Source organism: Halomonas sp., assembly GCF_033549285.1.
In the GTDB taxonomy this organism is placed as follows: Bacteria; Pseudomonadota; Gammaproteobacteria; order Pseudomonadales; family Halomonadaceae; genus Halomonas.
The window spans coordinates 1-17624 of record NZ_JAWSUJ010000094.1 but is presented as its reverse complement, the minus strand read 5'-3'; the positions used below and the strand labels follow the sequence as shown (position 1 = coordinate 17624).

The 17624-nt window shown below is 68.4% G+C and carries 17 protein-coding genes; 12 read left to right on the top strand and 5 right to left on the bottom strand.

Annotation, left to right across the window (positions count from 1 at the left end; genetic code table 11):
* A partial coding sequence (locus SCI24_RS17140; protein WP_318726536.1) for an FAD-dependent oxidoreductase occupies nt 1-575 on the bottom strand: 575 nt, incomplete at its 3' end.
* A 137-nt stretch (nt 576-712) separates the two neighbouring features.
* Between SCI24_RS17140 and egtD the strand changes: the two genes are divergently transcribed.
* A complete protein-coding gene (egtD, locus tag SCI24_RS17135) occupies nt 713-1675 on the top strand; it encodes an L-histidine N(alpha)-methyltransferase (RefSeq protein WP_318726535.1) in 963 nt (320 codons plus the stop codon).
* 139 nt (nt 1676-1814) lie between these two features.
* Here egtD and SCI24_RS17130 read toward each other — a convergent pair whose 3' ends face one another.
* Entirely contained in the window at nt 1815-2093 is a 279-nt protein-coding gene (locus tag SCI24_RS17130) for an XRE family transcriptional regulator (RefSeq protein WP_106230791.1), read from the bottom strand.
* 406 nt (nt 2094-2499) lie between these two features.
* Here SCI24_RS17130 and SCI24_RS17125 point away from each other — a divergent pair, with 406 nt between their 5' ends.
* The 6 genes from SCI24_RS17125 (at nt 2500) to SCI24_RS17100 (ending at nt 10044) form a co-directional block, all read left to right on the top strand.
* Nucleotides 2500-3939 (top strand): APC family permease, encoded by a 1440-nt coding sequence (locus tag SCI24_RS17125; RefSeq protein ID WP_318726534.1) that lies wholly within the window; start codon nt 2500-2502, stop codon nt 3937-3939.
* Nucleotides 3940-4094: 155 nt separating this feature from the next.
* Complete coding sequence (glaH, locus tag SCI24_RS17120) at nt 4095-5075, top strand: glutarate dioxygenase GlaH (protein ID WP_318726533.1); 981 nt, start codon at nt 4095-4097, stop codon at nt 5073-5075.
* A 100-nt stretch (nt 5076-5175) separates the two neighbouring features.
* Nucleotides 5176-6372 carry an L-2-hydroxyglutarate oxidase gene (gene lhgO, locus SCI24_RS17115; RefSeq protein WP_318726532.1) on the top strand — a complete coding sequence of 399 codons (1197 nt, stop codon included), beginning with the start codon at nt 5176-5178 and terminating at the stop codon, nt 6370-6372.
* 163 nt (nt 6373-6535) lie between these two features.
* Nucleotides 6536-7495 (top strand): TAXI family TRAP transporter solute-binding subunit, encoded by a 960-nt coding sequence (locus SCI24_RS17110; protein ID WP_318726531.1) that lies wholly within the window; start codon nt 6536-6538, stop codon nt 7493-7495.
* Between the two features lie 4 nt (nt 7496-7499).
* A complete protein-coding gene (locus tag SCI24_RS17105; RefSeq protein ID WP_318726530.1) occupies nt 7500-8009 on the top strand; it encodes a DUF1850 domain-containing protein in 510 nt (169 codons plus the stop codon).
* A 25-nt stretch (nt 8010-8034) separates the two neighbouring features.
* Nucleotides 8035-10044, top strand: coding sequence for a TRAP transporter fused permease subunit (locus SCI24_RS17100; RefSeq protein WP_318726529.1), 2010 nt, complete (start codon nt 8035-8037; stop codon nt 10042-10044).
* A gap of 70 nt (nt 10045-10114) precedes the next feature.
* Here the strand turns inward: SCI24_RS17100 and SCI24_RS17095 are convergent, their stop codons facing one another.
* Nucleotides 10115-10621: a hypothetical protein gene (locus SCI24_RS17095; protein ID WP_318726528.1), complete on the bottom strand. Its 507-nt coding sequence runs from the start codon at nt 10619-10621 to the stop codon at nt 10115-10117.
* 231 nt (nt 10622-10852) lie between these two features.
* Between SCI24_RS17095 and purE the strand changes: the two genes are divergently transcribed.
* Together purE and SCI24_RS17085 are read left to right on the top strand one after the other, a co-directional pair.
* The gene (gene purE, locus SCI24_RS17090; protein ID WP_318726527.1) at nt 10853-11365 is read left to right on the top strand and encodes a 5-(carboxyamino)imidazole ribonucleotide mutase; all 513 of its coding nucleotides are present in this window, start codon (nt 10853-10855) and stop codon (nt 11363-11365) included.
* 11 nt (nt 11366-11376) lie between these two features.
* Nucleotides 11377-12489: a 5-(carboxyamino)imidazole ribonucleotide synthase gene (locus SCI24_RS17085; RefSeq protein WP_318726526.1), complete on the top strand. Its 1113-nt coding sequence runs from the start codon at nt 11377-11379 to the stop codon at nt 12487-12489.
* Between the two features lie 77 nt (nt 12490-12566).
* Here SCI24_RS17085 and SCI24_RS17080 read toward each other — a convergent pair whose 3' ends face one another.
* Together SCI24_RS17080 and SCI24_RS17075 are read right to left on the bottom strand one after the other, a co-directional pair.
* Nucleotides 12567-13118, bottom strand: a complete 552-nt coding sequence (locus SCI24_RS17080) for a hypothetical protein (protein WP_318726525.1) — start codon at nt 13116-13118, stop codon at nt 12567-12569.
* On the bottom strand, nt 13115-14515 hold the full coding sequence (locus SCI24_RS17075) for an ethylbenzene dehydrogenase-related protein (RefSeq protein ID WP_318726524.1): 1401 nt from the start codon (nt 14513-14515) through the stop codon (nt 13115-13117). Before SCI24_RS17075 ends, SCI24_RS17080 begins: the two co-directional genes overlap by 4 nt.
* Before the next feature lie 249 nt (nt 14516-14764).
* Between SCI24_RS17075 and SCI24_RS17070 the strand changes: the two genes are divergently transcribed.
* The 3 genes from SCI24_RS17070 to SCI24_RS17060 form a co-directional block, all read left to right on the top strand.
* The gene (locus SCI24_RS17070) at nt 14765-16057 is read left to right on the top strand and encodes a ferredoxin reductase family protein (protein ID WP_318726523.1); all 1293 of its coding nucleotides are present in this window, start codon (nt 14765-14767) and stop codon (nt 16055-16057) included.
* Nucleotides 16054-16407 (top strand): cytochrome b5-like heme/steroid binding domain-containing protein, encoded by a 354-nt coding sequence (locus tag SCI24_RS17065; protein WP_318726522.1) that lies wholly within the window; start codon nt 16054-16056, stop codon nt 16405-16407. The genes SCI24_RS17070 and SCI24_RS17065 overlap by 4 nt, the downstream gene beginning before the upstream one ends.
* 86 nt (nt 16408-16493) lie before the next feature.
* On the top strand, nt 16494-17624 hold a 1131-nt coding region (locus SCI24_RS17060), incomplete at its 3' end, for a cation:proton antiporter (RefSeq protein ID WP_318726521.1).

The window sequence follows — 17624 nt, the reverse complement described above, 5'->3', positions numbered from 1 at the left end:
TCGCGCCCCCGGGCGGCCAGCTCCCTGCCCAGCCGGTACTGCATGGCCAGCAGCAGTTCGACACCGCCGGCGCCGCCGCCGACCACCGCGACGCGGGTCCGGCCCGGGTGCTCCTCGATGCGCCGGAGCAGGGTCTCCCAGCGGTCGTTGAACTGGTGGATCGGTTTGACCGGGACGGCATGCTCGCCGGCGCCGCTGACCGCATCCACGCGCGGCGTCGAGCCGATATTGATCGACATCCAGTCATAGGGCACCGGGGGGCGCGAGCGGCAGAGCACGGTGCGGGCATCGTGGTCGATGCCGATGGCCTCGTCGCGGAAGAAGCGTGCCCCGGCATATTCCGCCAGCCGGCGCAGGTCGACATGCACCTCGTCGTAGGTGTAATGCCCGGCGACATAGCCCGGCAGCATGCCGGAGTAGGGGGTATGGGTGTCGCGACAGATCAGGGTGAGCCTGACGCCCGGTTCGGGCTTCATGGCAAAGCGCTTCAGCACCCCCACGTGGGTGTGCCCGCCGCCGACCAGGACGATATCCCGTAACGCTTGTAACCCCGGGGGCTGCTGCGGTTGCTGCATGGTCAGGCTCGCTCTAGATTGATGGGGCATTGGCGTTGCCGCCACAGTCTAAAGGTAAAACGAGGGTACGACGCCATCGCGGTGTCCGCGTGCTGTCGTCTCCTGCCACCCGAACCTTTCGCCCGCGAGGGTCCTCGATGACCACTGCCGTGCAGTTCCATGACCAGCATCTCGACGAGGCGGGGCCCTCGTTTCGCGAGGAGGTGATCCTCGGGCTCGGTCGCTCGCCCAGGGCCCTGTCGCCCAAGTATTTCTATGACGAGCGGGGCTCGCGGCTCTTCGAGGCGATCTGCGAGCAGCCCGAGTATTACCTGACCCGCACCGAGGAGGGCATCCTCTCCCGGGCCGCCGACGAGATCGCGGCGCTGGTCGGGCCGGATTCGCTGATGGTCGAGCTGGGCAGCGGTGCCAGTCGCAAGGTCAGGCTGCTGCTGGAGGCGATGCGCCCCCGCCGCTACCTGGGCATGGACATCTCCCGCGACTTCCTGCTGCAGAGCACCCGTCGCCTGGCGGCGGACTACCCCTGGCTGGAGGTGCATGCCGCCTGGGGGGATTTCTCGCGCCGCCTCGAGCTGCCCCCGGGCGTCGAGGGCCGCCGGGTGGTGGCGTTCTTCCCCGGCTCGAGCATCGGCAACTTCACCCCGCGCGAGGCCGAGGCCTTCCTGGTCCGCCTGCGACGGGCGATGCCGCCGGGCAGCGGGGTGCTGATCGGGGTCGACCTGGTCAAGGACCACGAGATCCTGGAGGCGGCCTACAACGATGCCGCGGGTGTCACGGCGGCCTTCAACCTCAACCTGCTGGCGCGCATGCGCCGCGAGCTGGGGGCCGCGGTGGAGTTGGATGCCTTCCGGCACCGGGCCTTCTTCAATGCGCCGGCATCGCGCATCGAGATGCACCTGGTCAGCCGGCAGCGCCAGGCCATCACCCTCGACGGGCAGCGCTTCGCCTTCGAGGCTGGCGAGACGCTGCACACCGAGAACTCCTGCAAGTACAGCGTGGCGGGGTTCCAGGCCCTGGCGGCGCGTGCCGGTTACCGGTCACGCGCCGTCTGGTGTGATGACGAGGCGCTGTTCAGCGTGCACTACCTCTCGAGCGACTAGCCGCCCGGCGGAGCCAGGCGGCATGGCAGTGGCCGGTCTGGCGCTGTGCCATGTCCGGCTCATCAAGAAAAAACGCCCCGCGTTTGAGGCGGAGCGTTCGCTGTTCGTGGTCGTGTCGGCCTCCCGCGGGAGGGGGCGATCAGGGCGGTGAACCGCTCGGGTCGATGGTGCGATAGACGAGACGGAGCTCGTCCACGGAGAGGTGTTCGAGCTTCCCCGAGAGGAGGTCGCTGATCTTCTGCATCGGCAGGCCGGCGCGGCGGGCGATCTCCTTGCTGCCGAGGTCAGACACGGCGATCAGCCGCGTGATGATGCGCATGAGGCGTGTACGTTTTTCCAGGTCCCTGACATCGAGGTCAGGGCAGCTTCGCGGGGGGTCGGTGAGTTCCGCGTGGGCGGTGTGACGTGCCGTGCTCATGATGCTCCAGTGGGCGGTTTCGACAGCCACACTATGGGGGGTATACGGCGATTTTGCCAGTATCGATTCGATGATTCTTTGGTGTTATTCGAGGCCTTTTCGCGGGGTCGCGGCACGGGGCAGGGTGTGCAGAATATCGAACTTTCCGGGCGGCACCGCAGATGGCCGACATGTAGCGTCGGTGGCTGCCTCTGTATAGGCATATCCTTATACTGCAAGGCCTGCCGAGGGAAGGCATCGTCCAGCCATGTGGGGATTCCGCGACCGACATGGACCGGCTGCGACAAATGTCTAGGCGGCGGGTGTTCAATATTCCTTGAACGTTTGTCCTTCGTTTACTATTTTTGTCGATGTTTCATGAAAAAATCTTACATCACCACAATCGACAACCGACCAAGAGGCTGACATGAACAACGAGACGTCCACGGAGACGCACCTGACGCGAGTCCTTGCCCGCAAGGACGTGCTGGCCCTGGCCTTCGGCGCCATGATCGGCTGGGGCTGGATCGTGCTGACCGGCAGCTGGATCCAGTCGGCCGGCAGCCTGGGAGCGATCACCGCCTTCCTGATCGGCGGGCTGATCATCGTGCTGGTGGGCCTGACCTATGCCGAGCTGGCCTCGGCGATGCCCCAGGTCGGGGGCGAGCACGTCTACAGCTACCGGGCCATGGGGCACTTCGCCTCCTTCCTCTGCACCTGGGCCATCACCCTGGGCTACGTGAGCGTGGTGGCCTTCGAGGCCGTGGCGCTGCCCACCGTGGTGGAGCACCTCTTCCCGAACTATGCCGTGGGGCAGATGTGGAACATCGCCGGCTGGGACGTGAAGGCCACCTGGGTCGCCGTCGGCGTGGCCGGGTCGGTGCTGATGATGTGGATCAACTACATCGGCGTGCGCACCGCCGCCCTGGTCCAGAAGGTGGTGACCCTGCTGATCCTGGCGGTGGGCATCCTGTTCATCACCGGCGCGCTGTTCCAGGGCAGCACCGAGACCATGCAGCCGCTGTTCAGCGTCGAGGAGGGCGTGATGGGCGGCGTCATGATGGTGATCATCATGGTGCCCTTCATGTTCGTCGGCTTCGACGTCATCCCCCAGGCCGCCGAGGAGATCAACCTGCCGTTCCGCGAGATCGGCCGGGTGCTGATGATCTCGGTGATCCTGGCGGTGTTCTGGTACTCCTTCATCATCCTGGGGACCGCGCTGATGCTCGATCCCGAAGCGCTTGGCGCCAGCTCCCTGGCGGTGCCGGATGCCATGCAGGCGGCCTTCCAGGCGCCCTGGGCCGGCAACCTGATGATCCTGGCCGGCATCGCGGGCATCATCACCAGTTGGAACGCCTTCTACATCGGTGGCTCGCGGGCCATCTACGCCCTGGCGCACTCCGGCATGCTGCCGGCCTTCCTGGCCAAGCTGCACCCGAAGCATCGCACCCCGACCAACGCCATCCTGGTGATGGGGGCACTCTCTTCCATCGCGCCCTTCTTCGGTCGCCAGGCGCTGGTCTGGCTGGTGGTGGCCGGTGGCCTGGGCATCGTCATCGCCTACCTCTTCGTGGCGCTCTCCTTCGTGGTGCTGCGCCGGCGCGAGCCGGAGATGGCGCGCCCCTTCCGGGTCCGCCGTGGCAAGACCGTGGGTGCCCTGTCGGTGATCCTGTCTGTGATGCTGATCGGCATGTACCTGCCGGGCAGCCCCTCGGCGCTCTCCACCATCGAGTGGTTCATGTTCGCCGGCTGGATGCTGATCGGCCTGGTCCTCTACGCCTGGTCGCGTAACCGCTATGGCGTCGCCTACAGCGACACCATGATGAAGCGCGAGCTGGCAGGCGCGGACCCCTATCCCGGTCGCTGACCCCTCGGCCCTGCAGGCGGCCGCCCCGGGGCTTCCCGGGGCGGCCATCGACGACAGGACGTAAAGGATGGCCAATGGTCGTCCTTTATTTTTGACACAAATAAAAAATATAGATATTTTTGTATTGTGTCCACGTAATCCATGGAGCCCCTGACATGACCGTACTGACCCAGCTTCCCGAGACCGCCATGCCCCTGCCCGCCGATATCCGCGGCTTCACGCTGGCGTCCTCCGCCCAGTCCTCGCGCCTGCTGCAGCTGACCGTCAGCCGCGAGGTGGTCGTGGCCTTCCTCGAGGCCGTCGCCGAGTGGCCGGTGCAGGCCCTCGAGTACAAGTCCATGCTGCGCTTCCGCGTGGCGAAGATCCTCGACGACCTCTGCGACAACACCCTGCAGCCGGTGCTGGTCAATACCCTGGTGGATCGCACCACCGGTGGTTTCCAGGTGGTTCCCGAAGGGCTCGGCTCCGTCGAGCAGGCCGACGAGATGGTCAAGTTCGCCACCGCCGTGGCGCACCTGATGGGGCGCTCCAACTACGACGCCATGAGCGGCCAGTACTATGCCCGCTTCGTGGTGCGCAACGTCGATGAGTCCGACAGCTACCTGCGCCAGCCTCACCGGGTGATGGAACTGCACAACGACGGCACCTTCGTCGAGCAGGACACCGACTACGTGCTGATGATGAAGATCGACGAGCAGCACATGGAGGGCGGCAACTCCCTGCTGCTGCACCTGGACGACTGGGAGGGGCTGGAGCGCTTCTATCACCATCCGCTGGCACGCCGGGCGATGCGCTGGACCGCGCCGCCCAGCAAGAATGTCGCCAGGGACATCTACCATGCGGTCTTCGACGTGGACGCCAGCGGCCTGCCGATCATGTCCTACATCGACCAGTTCGTGCAGCCCAAGGACTTCGAGGAAGGCAACTGGCTGACCGACCTCTCCGAGTCGCTCGAGAACAGCCCGGCGATCCTCTCTGTGCCGAACCCGGTGGGCAGCTTCCTGCTGATCAACAACCACTTCTGGCTGCACGGCCGGGATCGCTTCAAGCCCCACCCGGAGCTGCGTCGCGAGCTGATGCGCCAGCGCGGCTACTTCACCCATGCCAAGACCCTGCGCAACCCGCGCCAGTCTTGAGCAGAGCGAGCTCAGGCGCCGCGACCCGGCCGACGGGTTAGACTGACGAGGCCACGCCGTGACAACGGCGTGGCCGTCTCATTGGAGGAGCGAGAACGGCATGTACGATTTCATCATCATCGGCGGCGGCATCCTGGGCATGTCCACCGCCATGCAGCTCAAGCAGGCCTATCCGGATCGCCGCATGCTGGTGGTGGAGAAGGAGCGCGAGGCGGCGCGCCACCAGACCGGCCACAACAGTGGCGTGATCCACGCCGGCGTCTACTACACCCCGGGCAGCCTCAAGGCGCGCTTCTGCCTGGCGGGCAACCGCGCCACCGTCGAGTTCTGTCAGGCCCATGACATTCCCTACGACACCTGTGGCAAGCTGCTGGTGGCCACCAACGACCTGGAGATGCAGCGCATGCAGGCGCTGTGGGAGCGCACCGAGGCCAACGGCCTCACGCGCGAGTGGCTGGGCCCCGAGGCGCTCGCCGAGCGGGAGCCCAACATCACCGGGGTCGGCGGCATCTTCGTGCCCTCCAGCGGCATCGTCGACTACGCCGCGGTAACCCGGGCCATGGCCGCCGAGTTCGAGCGGATGGGCGGCGAGGTCCGCTACGGGGCCGAGGTCACCGCCCTGGAGGAGCGGCGCCAGGAGGTGGTGGTCACCACCGGCGCCGGCGAGGTCACCGGGCGCTATCTCGTGACCTGCTCGGGGCTGATGGCCGACCGGGTGGTACGCATGCTGGGCCAGGATCCCGGCTTCACCATCTGCCCCTTCCGCGGCGAGTACTATCGGCTGCCGGAGAAGCACAACGACATCGTCAACCACCTGATCTACCCGATCCCGGATCCCTCCATGCCCTTCCTGGGGGTGCACCTGACGCGGATGATCGACGGCTCGGTCACCGTGGGCCCCAATGCGGTGCTGGCCTTCAAGCGCGAGGGCTATCGCCGGCGCGACGTATCGCTCGGCGACATGGCCAGGATGTTCAGCGACCCGGGCATCCTCCGGGTGCTGGGTCGCAACCTGCGCCCGGGCCTCACGGAGATGAAGAACTCGCTGCACAAGCGGGGGTATCTGGCGCTGGTGCGCAAGTACTGCCCGAGCCTGGGCCTGGAGGATCTCGAGCCCTTCCCGGCCGGGGTGAGGGCCCAGGCGGTCTCCCGCGACGGCAAGCTGGTGGACGACTTCCTGTTCGTCAACACGCCGCGCACCGTCAACGTGGGCAATGCGCCCTCGCCGGCGGCCACCTCGGCGATCCCTATCGGCGCCCATATCGTCGACAAGGTGAAGGCCCTGGTCGAGGCCTGAGGCAGCGTTCGACCTTGGGGGAATTGCCGAAAATCCCGAGGAACGTAGAAATAGTGGCATTGGGTTCTCACGCAGCGACCGTGCTAGCGTGAGGCGAGGCGCCACGAGATGCCGGCGCCGAGACACTCCACAACAAACCTGGTTCCAGGACCGGAGGATTGCCATGCGTTTCTTCAAGTACGCCGCCGCCGCCACGCTGCTGGCCACGGCCCCCCTGGCTGCCGCCCAGCAGCTCTCCATTGCCACCGGTGGTACCGGCGGCACCTACTATCCCTACGGGGGTGGCCTGGCCGAGCTGATCGGCAACCACATCGAGGGCGCCGATGCCGTCGCCGAGGTCACCGGTGCCTCGGTGGAGAACATGGGCCTGGTGTGGCGCGGGGACTCCGACCTGGCCCTGGCGCTGGCCGACACCGTCTACCAGGCCTACAACGGTACCGGCGACTTCGAGGGCCGCCAGCTGGAGAACATCCGGGCACTGGCCTCGATCTACCCCAATGCCGTGCAGATCGTCACCATGGCCGATTCCGGCATCGAGTCGCTTTCCGATCTGGAGGGCAAGACGGTTTCCGTGGGCGCGCCCGGCAGCGGTACCGAGCTCAACGCCCGAGCCCTGCTCGAGGCCAACGGCATCACCTACGACGACTTCGACCCGCGGCGCCTGAACTTCAACGAGACCGCCGACGCCATCCGCGATGGCGACATCGATGCCGGCTTCTGGAGCGTGGGCCCGCCCACCAGCTCGATCATGAACCTGGCCACCACCCGCGACATCCGCCTGATCGGCCTGACCCAGGAGGAGATCGCCAAGGCCAGGGAGGCCGAGCCTGTCTTCGCCGCCTACAAGCTGAGGGCCGGCCTCTACGAGGGCATGGACGAGGCGGTGCAGAGCATCGGCATCCCCAATGTGCTGGCGGTGAGCAGCGAGATGGACGAGGAACTGGCCTACCAGATCACCCAGGTGCTCTTCGAGCAGACCGACGAGCTGATCGCCATCCACCCGGCGGCCAATGACACCACCGTGGAGTTCAGCGTGGAGTCGACGCCGATTGCCTTCCATCCGGGAGCGCTGCGCTACTACGAGGAGGTGGGCGCCGAGGTCCAGGACCACCAGCGCCCCTGAGGCGATGCGTGACTGGCGCCTGACAGCAGGGCGGGCCTGGCTGCCCGCCCTGCTGCTGTGTGCGGGTCTCGTCCTGGCCGGCCCGGCGGCAGGCCAGGACGAGGCCCGGCTGGAGGTGCTGGACGCCGAAGGCGAGCGCCTGGTGAGCCTGCCGATGCCCGAGGGGGAGGGCTGGTGCCTGGAGTGGAACCACTCGGTCGAGGGGTTCCCGGTGCTGGACTGCTATCGCCACCGGCAGGGGCGCATGGTGCTCGAGCGCAGCCACCTGCCCGACTTCGCGGCGGGGCTCGACCATATTCCCGGTCGCGGCCGCCAGGTCTCCGACGGCGAGGGCGGCTACTGGATCGAGGCGATCGACGAGCCGGTGCCGGGCAACGCCTACCGGCTGCGGGTGGGAGCCATGCGCGTCGACCACCGCCTGGTGGTGGACGGCGAGCGCATCAGCCTGAGTCGCCTGGCCGCGAACCGGCGGGTGACGATCCGCCTGACCTCGGCTGCCGCTTCCCCTGACTGAACGACAACCCTGCGAGAGAACCACGATGAGCGATTCGGGCACCTCCCCCGTCATTCCCGGTAGCCAGGCGAACCATTCCCGCCAGGTGCTGTGGCTGATCACCCTGGTGGCGGTGGGACTGTCACTGTTCCAGCTCTACTCCGCCGGCATCCAGCCGCTGGGCCTCTTCTACCAGCGCAGCATCCACCTGATGCTGATCATGATGCTGGCCTTCCTGATGTTCCCGCTGCTGGGGCCGAAGCATGATCGCGGGCCCGTCAGCGGCCTGGTCGACGCGGTCTTCCTCGGCGGGGCGCTGATCACCGGGGGCTACCTGGTGCTCTTCCTCGACGAGATCATCAACCGCGCCGGCTTCTGGAGCCAGACCGACATCGTGGTCGGCTGCATCGCCACCGTCACCGTGCTGGAAGCGGCGCGCCGGGCGGTGGGGCTGGGGATGACCATCATCGGCGTGGTCGCCATCCTCTACGCCTTCGCCGGCCCGCGCGGCGAGTTGCCGTGGCTCGGCGCCTTCCTGCCCGGCATCCTCGAGCATCGCGGCTACAATATCGACCGCGTGGTGGGCCAGCTCTACCTGGGCCAGGAGGGCATCTTCGGCCTGCCGCTCGGGGTGGCGGCCACCTATATCTTCGTCTTCGTGCTGTTCGGCGCCTTCCTGGAGATCACCGGTGCGGGCAAGTTCTTCATCGACCTGGCCTATGCGGCCACCGGCCGCCAGCGCGGCGGCCCGGCCAAGGCGGCGGTGATCGCCTCGGCGGGCATGGGCTCGATCTCCGGCAGCGCCATCGCCAACGTGGTGACCACCGGGGCCTTCACCATCCCGCTGATGAAGCGCCTGGGCTACAAGCCCCACCAGGCCGGCGGCATCGAGGCGGCGGCCTCCACCGGCGGCCAGATCATGCCGCCGCTGATGGGCGCCGGAGCCTTCCTGATCGCCGAGTACACCCGGATGCCCTACCTCGAAGTGGTCAAGGTCAGCATCCTGCCGGCGATCATGTACTTCGCCACCGTCTACCTCTTCGTGCACATCATCGCCCTGAAGCAGGGCATGCAGGGCATGGCGCGCTCGGAACTGCCGCAGATGCGCGACGTGATGGGCGCCGGCTGGCACTTCCTGCTGCCGCTGCTGGTGCTGGTGTGGCTGCTGGTGATGAACATGTCGCCGATGCGGGTGGGCTACTACGCCATCCTCACCATGCTGGCCGTGGCGGTGCTGCGCTTCGCGGTGTGGTTCCTGTTCATCGCGCCGCGCGAGGGGCAGAAGGTGACCGGGGAGACCCTGCTCGAGGCGCTCAAGGCCGGGCTGGTCAAGCTGGTCGGCGGCCTGGAACTGGGCGCGCGCAATGCCGTGGCCGTCTCCATGGCCTGTGCCGTGGCCGGCGTGATCGTCGGCGTGGTGGGCCTGACCGGGCTGGGGCTGAAGTTCTCCTCGATGATGATGGCCTTCTCCGGCGGCAACCTGCTGCTGGCGCTGGTGATGGTGCTGCTGGCCAGCCTGGTGCTGGGCATGGGGCTGCCGGTCACTGCCAGCTACATCGTGCTGATCGTGCTGGTGGGGCCGGCGCTGACCGCCGAGTTCGGCGTGCCGCTGCTGATCGCCCACCTGGTGGTGTTCTGGTACTCCCAGGACTCCAACGTCACGCCGCCCATCGCGCTAGCCGGTTTCGCCGGCGCGGCGATCGCCGGGGCCAAGCCCATGGAGACCGGCTTCCAGGCCTGGAAGTTCGCCAAGGGGCTCTACCTGATCCCGCTGTTCATGGTCTACAACCCGGAGATCATCATGGGCGGGTCACTCCCGGTGCTGGTATGGACCGCGTTCATCGGCTTCCTGGCCCTGGGGGCCTTCGCCGCGGCCCTGGAGGGGTTCCTGTTCACCTGGATGTCCTGGCCGGTGCGCGTGGTGCTGCTGCCGGCGATCGCCGCGGCCTTCTACCCCAACCTGATGGTGGAGGTCGCCGGGGTGGCGGTGATGGTGCTGGGGCTGGCCGGCAACTGGCTGGCCAGCCGCCGCCAGGCAGGGGCACCGGCCGGCTGAGGTTGGCGGCCAGACGCGCAGGGCCCGCCCGGGGTTGCCGGGCGGGCCCTGCGCATTTCGGCCTGTCGGCCTACTGGGAAGTGGACGTTTCGGTCTCGGCGTCGACATCGGCCTCGGCATCGGCTTTCGCCTCTGCGGCGGCCTCGTCATCCGTGGCCTCCAGGGCATCGCCGGCGTCCTCCATCGCCTGTTGCGTCTCGTCGGCGGCCTCGTCCAGTGCCTCGCCAGCGTCCTCGGCGGCCTGGCTGGTTTCCTGAACGGCTTCGTCACCCGCGGCCTCCAGGGCGTCGCTGGCGTCCTCCATCGCCTGTTGCGTCTCGTCGGCGGCCTCGTCCAGGGCGTTGCCAGCGTCCTCGGTGGCCTGTTCGGCTTCCGCTTCCGCCGCATCGGCCGCCTCGTCGGTGGCCTCGGCAGCTTCGTCGGCACTCTGTTCAGCCGACTCTTCCGCCTGCTGGAGCTCCTGTTCGGCCGTCTCTTCCTGCTGTGTGGCCTGGTCGGTCGGTTCGCTGTCGGAGTCGCAGCCGACGAGCAGCAGCGAACCGGCCAGTGCCGTGGTGAAGATCAGTGAACGCTTCATGGTCATTCTCCTTGAGGGTTTCCTGGTGGGCTTGTCCTTGCTGCCCCCTCACCATGACCCTAGCAACCAAAGTCGCATCCAGCATGCAAGCCGCTGTCTTCTTCCGGCGACAGGAGGGGAGGGGAAGAGGCTGGCCGAGTGGTCAAGATGACTGCGAAGGCCCGCAGCGCTAGAATGGCCGGCTTTTCCGCACTCTACTACCGTACTGAGGCAGTCGCCGAGGAGCAGGCCATGCAGTCCGATACACAGGCGCCGAAGGTTGGCGTGATCATGGGATCGAAGTCCGACTGGCCGGTGATGGAGCATGCCGTGGCGATGCTCGAGCGCCTGGGCGTGCCCTGCGAGACCCGGGTGGTTTCCGCCCACCGCACCCCGGACCTGCTCTTCGACTACGCCAAGGGGGCGGCCGAGCGCGGCCTCCAGGTGATCATCGCCGGCGCCGGCGGGGCCGCCCACCTGCCGGGGATGGTGGCCTCCCAGACGGCGCTGCCGGTGCTCGGCGTGCCGGTGGAGTCCAAGGCGCTCAAGGGCCTGGACTCGCTGCTCTCCATCGTGCAGATGCCCGGCGGCATCGCCGTGGGCACGCTCGCCATCGGCAAGGCCGGCGCCACCAATGCGGGCCTTCTGGCCGCGCAGATCGTCGGCCTGCAGGATGCGACGGTGCGCACCGCCGTGGAGGCCTTCCGCGCCGAGCAGACTCGTACGGTGCTCGACCATCCCGATCCCCGGCCTGACAGCGAATGAAGGAGCCCACCATGAATATCGGCGTCCTGGGGGCCGGCCAGCTCGGCCGCATGCTGGCCCTCGCCGGCTACCCGCTGGCCAACCGCTTCACCTTCCTCGACACCACCGGACACCCCAGCGCCGGCATCGGGGACGTGATGATCGATACCGACCGGAAGCACCTCGAGGCCTTCCTGGAGAAGGTCGACCTCGTCACCTACGAGTTCGAGCACCTGCCGGTCTCGCTGGTCCAGGCCATCGAGGAGGTCAGGCCGGTCCATCCCTCAAGCGAGGCGATCCGCGTCTGCCAGAACCGCGCCGAGGAGAAGGCGCTGTTCGATCGCCTGGGCATCCCCACCCCCGCCTACCGCCTTGTCGAGCACGCCGACGAGCTGGAGGCCGCGGCCCGCGAGCTGGGCTGCCCGGTGGTGGCCAAGTCGGTCACCGAGGGCTACGACGGCAAGGGCCAGGCGGTGCTCAAGGACCCGGCCGAGGCCCATGACGCCTGGCGAGTGATCAACCACCCGCGGCTGGTCGTGGAGGCCTTCGTCGACTTCGTGCGCGAGGTGTCGATCATCGCCGTGCGCGGTCGTGACGGCGAGGTGGCCTTCTATCCCATGGCCGAGAACCAGCACGTGGACGGCATCCTGCGCTACTCCATCGCCCCCCTGCCTGACCTGGACGAGGGGGTCGAGCAGATCGCCGATGGCTACATCCGCGCCCTGCTCGACGAGCTCGACTACGTGGGCGTGCTGACCCTGGAGCTCTTCCAGTGCGCCGACGGCAGCCTGCTGGCCAACGAGATGGCGCCCCGGGTGCACAACTCCGGCCACTGGTCGATCGACGGCGCGGTGACCAGCCAGTTCGAGAACCACCTGCGCGCCATCCAGGGCCTGCCGCTGGGCGATACCTCGGCACGCATGCCGACCTGCATGGTCAACGTGATCGGCCGCGAGGGCGACCCGGCCGAGATCCTGGCCCTGCCGGACGCCCATCTGCACCGCTACGACAAGAGCGAGCGCCCCGGCCGCAAGCTGGCCCACGTCAACCTGCTGGCGCCCACCCACGAGGCACTGCTGGAGAGGGTGCGCGCCTGCGCGGCCCTCTTGCCGGACGCTCCGGCACCGCGCTTCAGCTTCGAGTAGGCCGGGCTCATCCGCCGCTCATGAAGAAGGCCCCGCCAATGCGGGGCCTTCTTTATCGGGGCAGGGCGGGGTGGGGCTCAGCTGGCCGTGCGGCGCCCCTTGAGCCCCAGGACGGCACAGGCGATGCCGATGAGCACCATCACGCCGATCACCCAGGTCGGGACGAAGAAGGTGTGGTAGACGTCCCAGCCGAACAGCTTCAGCAGTTCGGAGAACTGGGTCGTGGCCCCCACCAGGTGGCCGCCGATGGTACCGGTCGTGGCGAAGATGGAGATGCCGATCAGCGCCAGCAGGAGCAGGGCCCAGCGGCTTGCGCCGACGAAGGCCGAGCGGCCCGCCCGCCAGACCAGCACGGTCAGCATGGTGAAGACGCCCAGCGACCAGAGCGCCGTGAGGATGTGATTGCGCGCCAGGGGGCTGGCGGTGCTGGCCTCCAGTGGCCAGACCAGGAAGCCGCTGATGATGGCCACCAGGGCGGCCAGCAGGCTCAGCACCAGCACCGGCAGCAGGGCGACGCGGTTGAGTTCGGCCATCCGGCCGGGGAGCAGGGCGCCGATCAGGATCATCAGGGTGGCGAGTGCCCAGAAGCCCAGCGGGAAGTGGACGAGCATATGGTGCATGCCGCTCATGATGCTTCTCCCTTGCGGTTGGTGGAGGTGTCGCGGAACACGGGGAGCAGCGCGATCGCCACGCCGAGCATGGTGATCAGGCCGGCGAGTAGGGTCAGGCCCCACTGGCGGATGATGGCGTCGTTGAACTCCATCTCCACCCCGTAGATCGCCAGCTGTCGTTCGCTGTGCCGGGCATGGACCGGCGTGCCCTCGGCGATGTCGGGTGCGCCGGCGTGGGCACGGCTGACCAGCAGCGGCCAGTTCACCTGGCCGGGGTAGAAGAGGGTCATGTCGAACCAGTCATCTGCCCACTCCGGCGTGCTGCCCTGGAAGGAGGTGGCCGTGAGGTCGGCATCACGCCCCAGCCCCAGCGAGACGGGCAGCGAGACGCTGTGCCAGCGTCCCCCGGTGGCATTGCGGTGAACCGAGAAGGCTGCCGCATAGAGCCCCTGGTCGCGCAGGATCTTGTCGTCCAGCGGGTTGCCGGTGTCCAGGCGGCGGGAGAGCGTCACGTCCCAGTAGCCATCGTTCCAGCGCCCCTCGCCCTGCACGGTGATGTCGCCCCGGGAGCCTTCCGTCTGGCGGACGAGCCGGCGGGGGATGACATCGCCGTTCTGCCAGTCGTGGTCGGGATCGAAGTCGATCGCGGTGTCCTCCGCCAGGAAGTAGGGACTGTCGAAGTCCACCCGGCCGGCCTCGATGTCCTCCCAGCGCAGCGCTGCCTGGCCCGCTTCTTCCGGGTCGAGCATCCACAGCGGCTGGCCGGCATCACCGTCCCAGTTGGTGGTGTAGGGGCTGCGCCCCGCGTCGCCGGAGCGCTCTGCGCCGATCCACTGGTCGTCGGACAGGTTCAGCGGGTTGGAGCGATGGCCGCGCCAGTGCCAGAGATCGAGGAAGTAGCCGGCCTCGCGCTGGGCCTCGAGGGTCTCCGGCGCCTGACGACTGGCCCAGTCGGTCAGGTCGATGCGAGTACCGGGCATCGACTTGGAGACCTCTTCCGGGGCCTCGTCGGTGAGGCCGGCGGCCCCGGCCCCGATGGCCATGTAGCCACCGTAACGCGCGAAGTCCGGCACGCTGCCGTCATCGAGCATCATCGCGACGCGATCCTCGTGGAGGCCATCCGGGTTGGAGCCGGGGACCGCACTGCCCTTGCGCACCCAGTCGCCATCCTCGTAGACCAGCACGTCGTGGAGGATATGCGGACGTTCGGCGGGCCATCGGTAGCGGAAGAAGATGTGTGAATCGTTGTAGGCGGCCTGGACCTGCAGCGGCATGGTCAGCTCATCGGGGATCGCGATGTTGCGCTCCGGGTCATCCTGGATCACCCCGGTTCCCTGGGTGACCCAGGCGAGGCCCAGCGCGACGGGTAGCCCCAGGACCAGCCAGGGGGTGATGCCCTTGTCTTGACGTGCCATATGATCTCCTGAATCAGGGAGTAAGGTGATGTAACGAATGTTCAGTGTAGGCCCCGGCTCGTGACTTTGTGTGACACAGATCAAGTCGGGCGCGACAAGGTGCCACATCCGTTGATGGCGAGGCCTTCGGCGCCTCGCGTCTGCGGCGGCTGACCGGGGTCAAGGAAGCGTCGACTCGTGACGCTTTCCATTGCTTCCGGCACCGTCAGGACAACAATGGGAGGACGACACCGGGGCAGGGGAGGGAGGATGCGACACCATCCGAGAGCGGGCGATCTCGCCCTGGCGGTGGCCGCGCTGCTGCCGCTGGTGGTGGCCCTGCCGCGGCTGGGCTGGCCGGGCGCCGATGCCGGCGACTGGCTGGCCTGGATCGGTCATGCCGCGGGAATCCTGGGCCTCGCCATGCTGCTGCTGGCGGCGGCGACCAGCATCCGGGTGCCGGGCTGGGACCGTCCCTTCGGCGGGCTGGCACGGCTCTGGCGACTGCACCACGCCCTGGGCTTCGGCGCCTTCGTGCTGCTGATGGTCCATGTCCTGGCTCTGGCACTGGCGGTGGTGCCGCTGGGCCTGCCGGTGGCGGTGGAGGTGCTCTTCCCGCCCCTCTCCCGGGGCCCCGTCTGGCTCGGCTGGCTGGCCTGGCTGGCCATGGTGCTGTTCCTCGCCCCCACCTTCGGCTTCTTCGGCCGGCCCCGCTACCAGGCCTGGAAGCGTCTTCACCTGGTGTCCGCCGCCGCCCTGCTGCTGGCCCTGGCCCACGCCCTGCCGCTGGCGGGGGAGGCCTGGCCATGGTGGCTGCTGGGGCTGGCCGGCCTGGCGGCCATCGCCTGGCGCAAGCTGGGTTCGCGCCGGGCGCGGCTGACCTATCGGATCGAGGCGGTGGAGCCCCTGGCCCGCGGGGTGGTGGAGCTGGTGCTTGCCCCCGAGGGGCAGCGGCTGGTCCACGAGCCCGGGCAGTTCGTCTACCTGGCCCCGCTGGACGAGACGCTCTCGGCCGGCCGCGGCGAGGAGCATCCCTATACCCTCGCCTCGGCCCCGGCCGATGATCGCCTGCGCATCGGCATCAAGGACCTGGGCGATGCCAGCCATGCCCTGCAGTCGGTGACGCCGGGCTCGCTGGTGCAGGTCGAGGGCCCCTACGGTGACTTCTTCGGCCGCCACCCGTCAGGGCGCCACCGGCTCTGGCTCGGCGGTGGCATCGGCATCACGCCCTTCGTCGGCGGGGCCCGGGACCTGCTGGCCCGCGGGGCGGTGGGCGGGCAGGTGCTGCTGGTCTACCTGGCCAACCGCCCGGAGCGGGCCTACTACCTGGACGAGCTCGAGGCGATCGCCGAGCGGCTGGCCGGCTTCTCGGTGATGGCGCACTATTACCTCGAGCGGGGCGCCCTGGACGCGGCCTTCCTCGCCGCGCACTGCCCCGACGTCGCCGAGCGGGAGATCCACCTCTGTGGCCCGCCGGCCATGAATGCCCACCTGAGGCGGCTGCTCGTCGGCCAGGGGGTGCCACGCTCACGCATCCATAGCGAGGTCCTCGATTTCCTGTGAACATCGTCGCCTACACCGCCTTCGTCGCCTTCCTCTCCAGCGTGCTGACCCTGGTCTCGATCAATGCGCTTTCCTCGCCGGACGCGGCGGTGCCCGGCGACCCGGAAGCCATCACCCGCGAGGAGCTGGCCCGCCACGACAGCGCCGAGAGCTGCTGGAAGGCCATCCACGGCGCGGTCTATGACGTCACCGGCTTCATCTCCGACCACCCGACCCCCGCTGCGGTGATGCTCGAGTGGTGCGGCCGCGATGCCAGCGAGGCCTGGGAGAACAAGCGCCCCGGCCGGCCTCACAGCAGCTTCGCCGAGGGCATGCTGGAGCGCTTCCGGATCGGCCGGCTGGTCGATTAGGCTTCCCTGCCCCGGGCGCGATGCCCGGTGACGTCATGCTAGGCTGGGCGTTCGACAACCTCCCCGAGCCATGAGGAAACGACACGGTGACGCTCCCCGACACACTCGCCTGGCTACCCGTCGACCCGAGCTTTGCCGCGGCCAGCCTGATGCTGCTGGGGGCGATCCTCTCCACCAGCATCCTGGCCGACGCGGTGGCCAGCCGGACCTGCCTGCCGCGTATCTCGCTGCTGGTGATGGTGGGCGTGGGGGTGGCGGTCATCCAGCAGTGGGGCCTGGACCAGCCCGGTGCCCGGCCGCTGGACGGCCTGGCCGAGCCGCTGATCCAGGTGGCACTGGTGATGGTGGCCTTCCTGCTCGGCGGCGAGCTGACCCTGGATCGCCTGCGCAGCACCGGGCCGTTGATCCTGATCGTCTCGCTGTCGGTGATCCTGGCCGGGGTGCTGTCCGTCGGCCTCGGCCTGCTGGCGCTGGGGTTCCCGCTGGCGGTGGCGGTGTCGCTGGCGGCCATCTCCGTGGCCACCGACCCGGCGGCGGTCAGCGAGACGATCCATGAGAGCCACGACAGCCGGCTGCGCGCCCGGCTGCTGCTGGGGATCGTCGCCATCGACGATGGCTGGGGCGTCCTGGCCTTCGGCCTGGCCATGGCGCTGCTCGGCTGGTGGCTCTCGGGGGATGGCGGCCTGGCGCTGCTGCATGCGGTCTGGGAGCTGGGCGGGGCGATACTGCTGGGCACCGCGATCGGGCTGCCGGCCGCCTGGCTGACCGGCCGGCTGCGCCGGGGGGAGCCGACCCAGGTGGAGGCCGTCGCGCTGATCCTGCTGCTGGCCGGGACCTCTGCCTGGCTGGGGGTCTCGTCGCTGCTGGCGGCCATGCTCGCCGGGACGCTGGTGGCCAACCTCTCCCGCCACCACACCCGCTCGTTCAACGAGATCGAGCATATCGAGTGGCCCTTCCTGGTGTTCTTCTTCGTGCTCTCGGGCGCGAGCATCGACCTCTACCGCCTGGACGAGGCGCTCGGCCTGACCCTGGCCTACATCCTGCTGCGCCTGGCGGGGCGCTACCTGGGCGGCATGCTCGGCGTGCGACTCGCCCGGCACCGGCAGGCCGAGCTGCCGGGGAACCTCGGCCTGGCGCTGACCCCCCAGGCCGGGGTCGCGATGGGCATGGCGCTGCTTGCTGCCGAACGCTTTCCCGAGCATGGCCCGGTGCTGCTC

Coding starts and splice junctions, on each gene's coding strand:
- SCI24_RS17130 (WP_106230791.1), bottom strand. CDS start 2,093: ATGAGCACGGCACGTCACACCGCCCACGCGGAACTCACCGACCCCCCG.
- SCI24_RS17085 (WP_318726526.1), top strand. CDS start 11,377: ATGAATATCGGCGTCCTGGGGGCCGGCCAGCTCGGCCGCATGCTGGCC.
- SCI24_RS17075 (WP_318726524.1), bottom strand. CDS start 14,515: ATGGCACGTCAAGACAAGGGCATCACCCCCTGGCTGGTCCTGGGGCTA.
- SCI24_RS17105 (WP_318726530.1), top strand. CDS start 7,500: ATGCGTGACTGGCGCCTGACAGCAGGGCGGGCCTGGCTGCCCGCCCTG.
- SCI24_RS17100 (WP_318726529.1), top strand. CDS start 8,035: ATGAGCGATTCGGGCACCTCCCCCGTCATTCCCGGTAGCCAGGCGAAC.
- lhgO (WP_318726532.1), top strand. CDS start 5,176: ATGTACGATTTCATCATCATCGGCGGCGGCATCCTGGGCATGTCCACC.
- SCI24_RS17095 (WP_318726528.1), bottom strand. CDS start 10,621: ATGAAGCGTTCACTGATCTTCACCACGGCACTGGCCGGTTCGCTGCTG.
- SCI24_RS17070 (WP_318726523.1), top strand. CDS start 14,765: ATGCGACACCATCCGAGAGCGGGCGATCTCGCCCTGGCGGTGGCCGCG.
- purE (WP_318726527.1), top strand. CDS start 10,853: ATGCAGTCCGATACACAGGCGCCGAAGGTTGGCGTGATCATGGGATCG.
- egtD (WP_318726535.1), top strand. CDS start 713: ATGACCACTGCCGTGCAGTTCCATGACCAGCATCTCGACGAGGCGGGG.
- glaH (WP_318726533.1), top strand. CDS start 4,095: ATGACCGTACTGACCCAGCTTCCCGAGACCGCCATGCCCCTGCCCGCC.
- SCI24_RS17110 (WP_318726531.1), top strand. CDS start 6,536: ATGCGTTTCTTCAAGTACGCCGCCGCCGCCACGCTGCTGGCCACGGCC.
- SCI24_RS17080 (WP_318726525.1), bottom strand. CDS start 13,118: ATGAGCGGCATGCACCATATGCTCGTCCACTTCCCGCTGGGCTTCTGG.
- SCI24_RS17125 (WP_318726534.1), top strand. CDS start 2,500: ATGAACAACGAGACGTCCACGGAGACGCACCTGACGCGAGTCCTTGCC.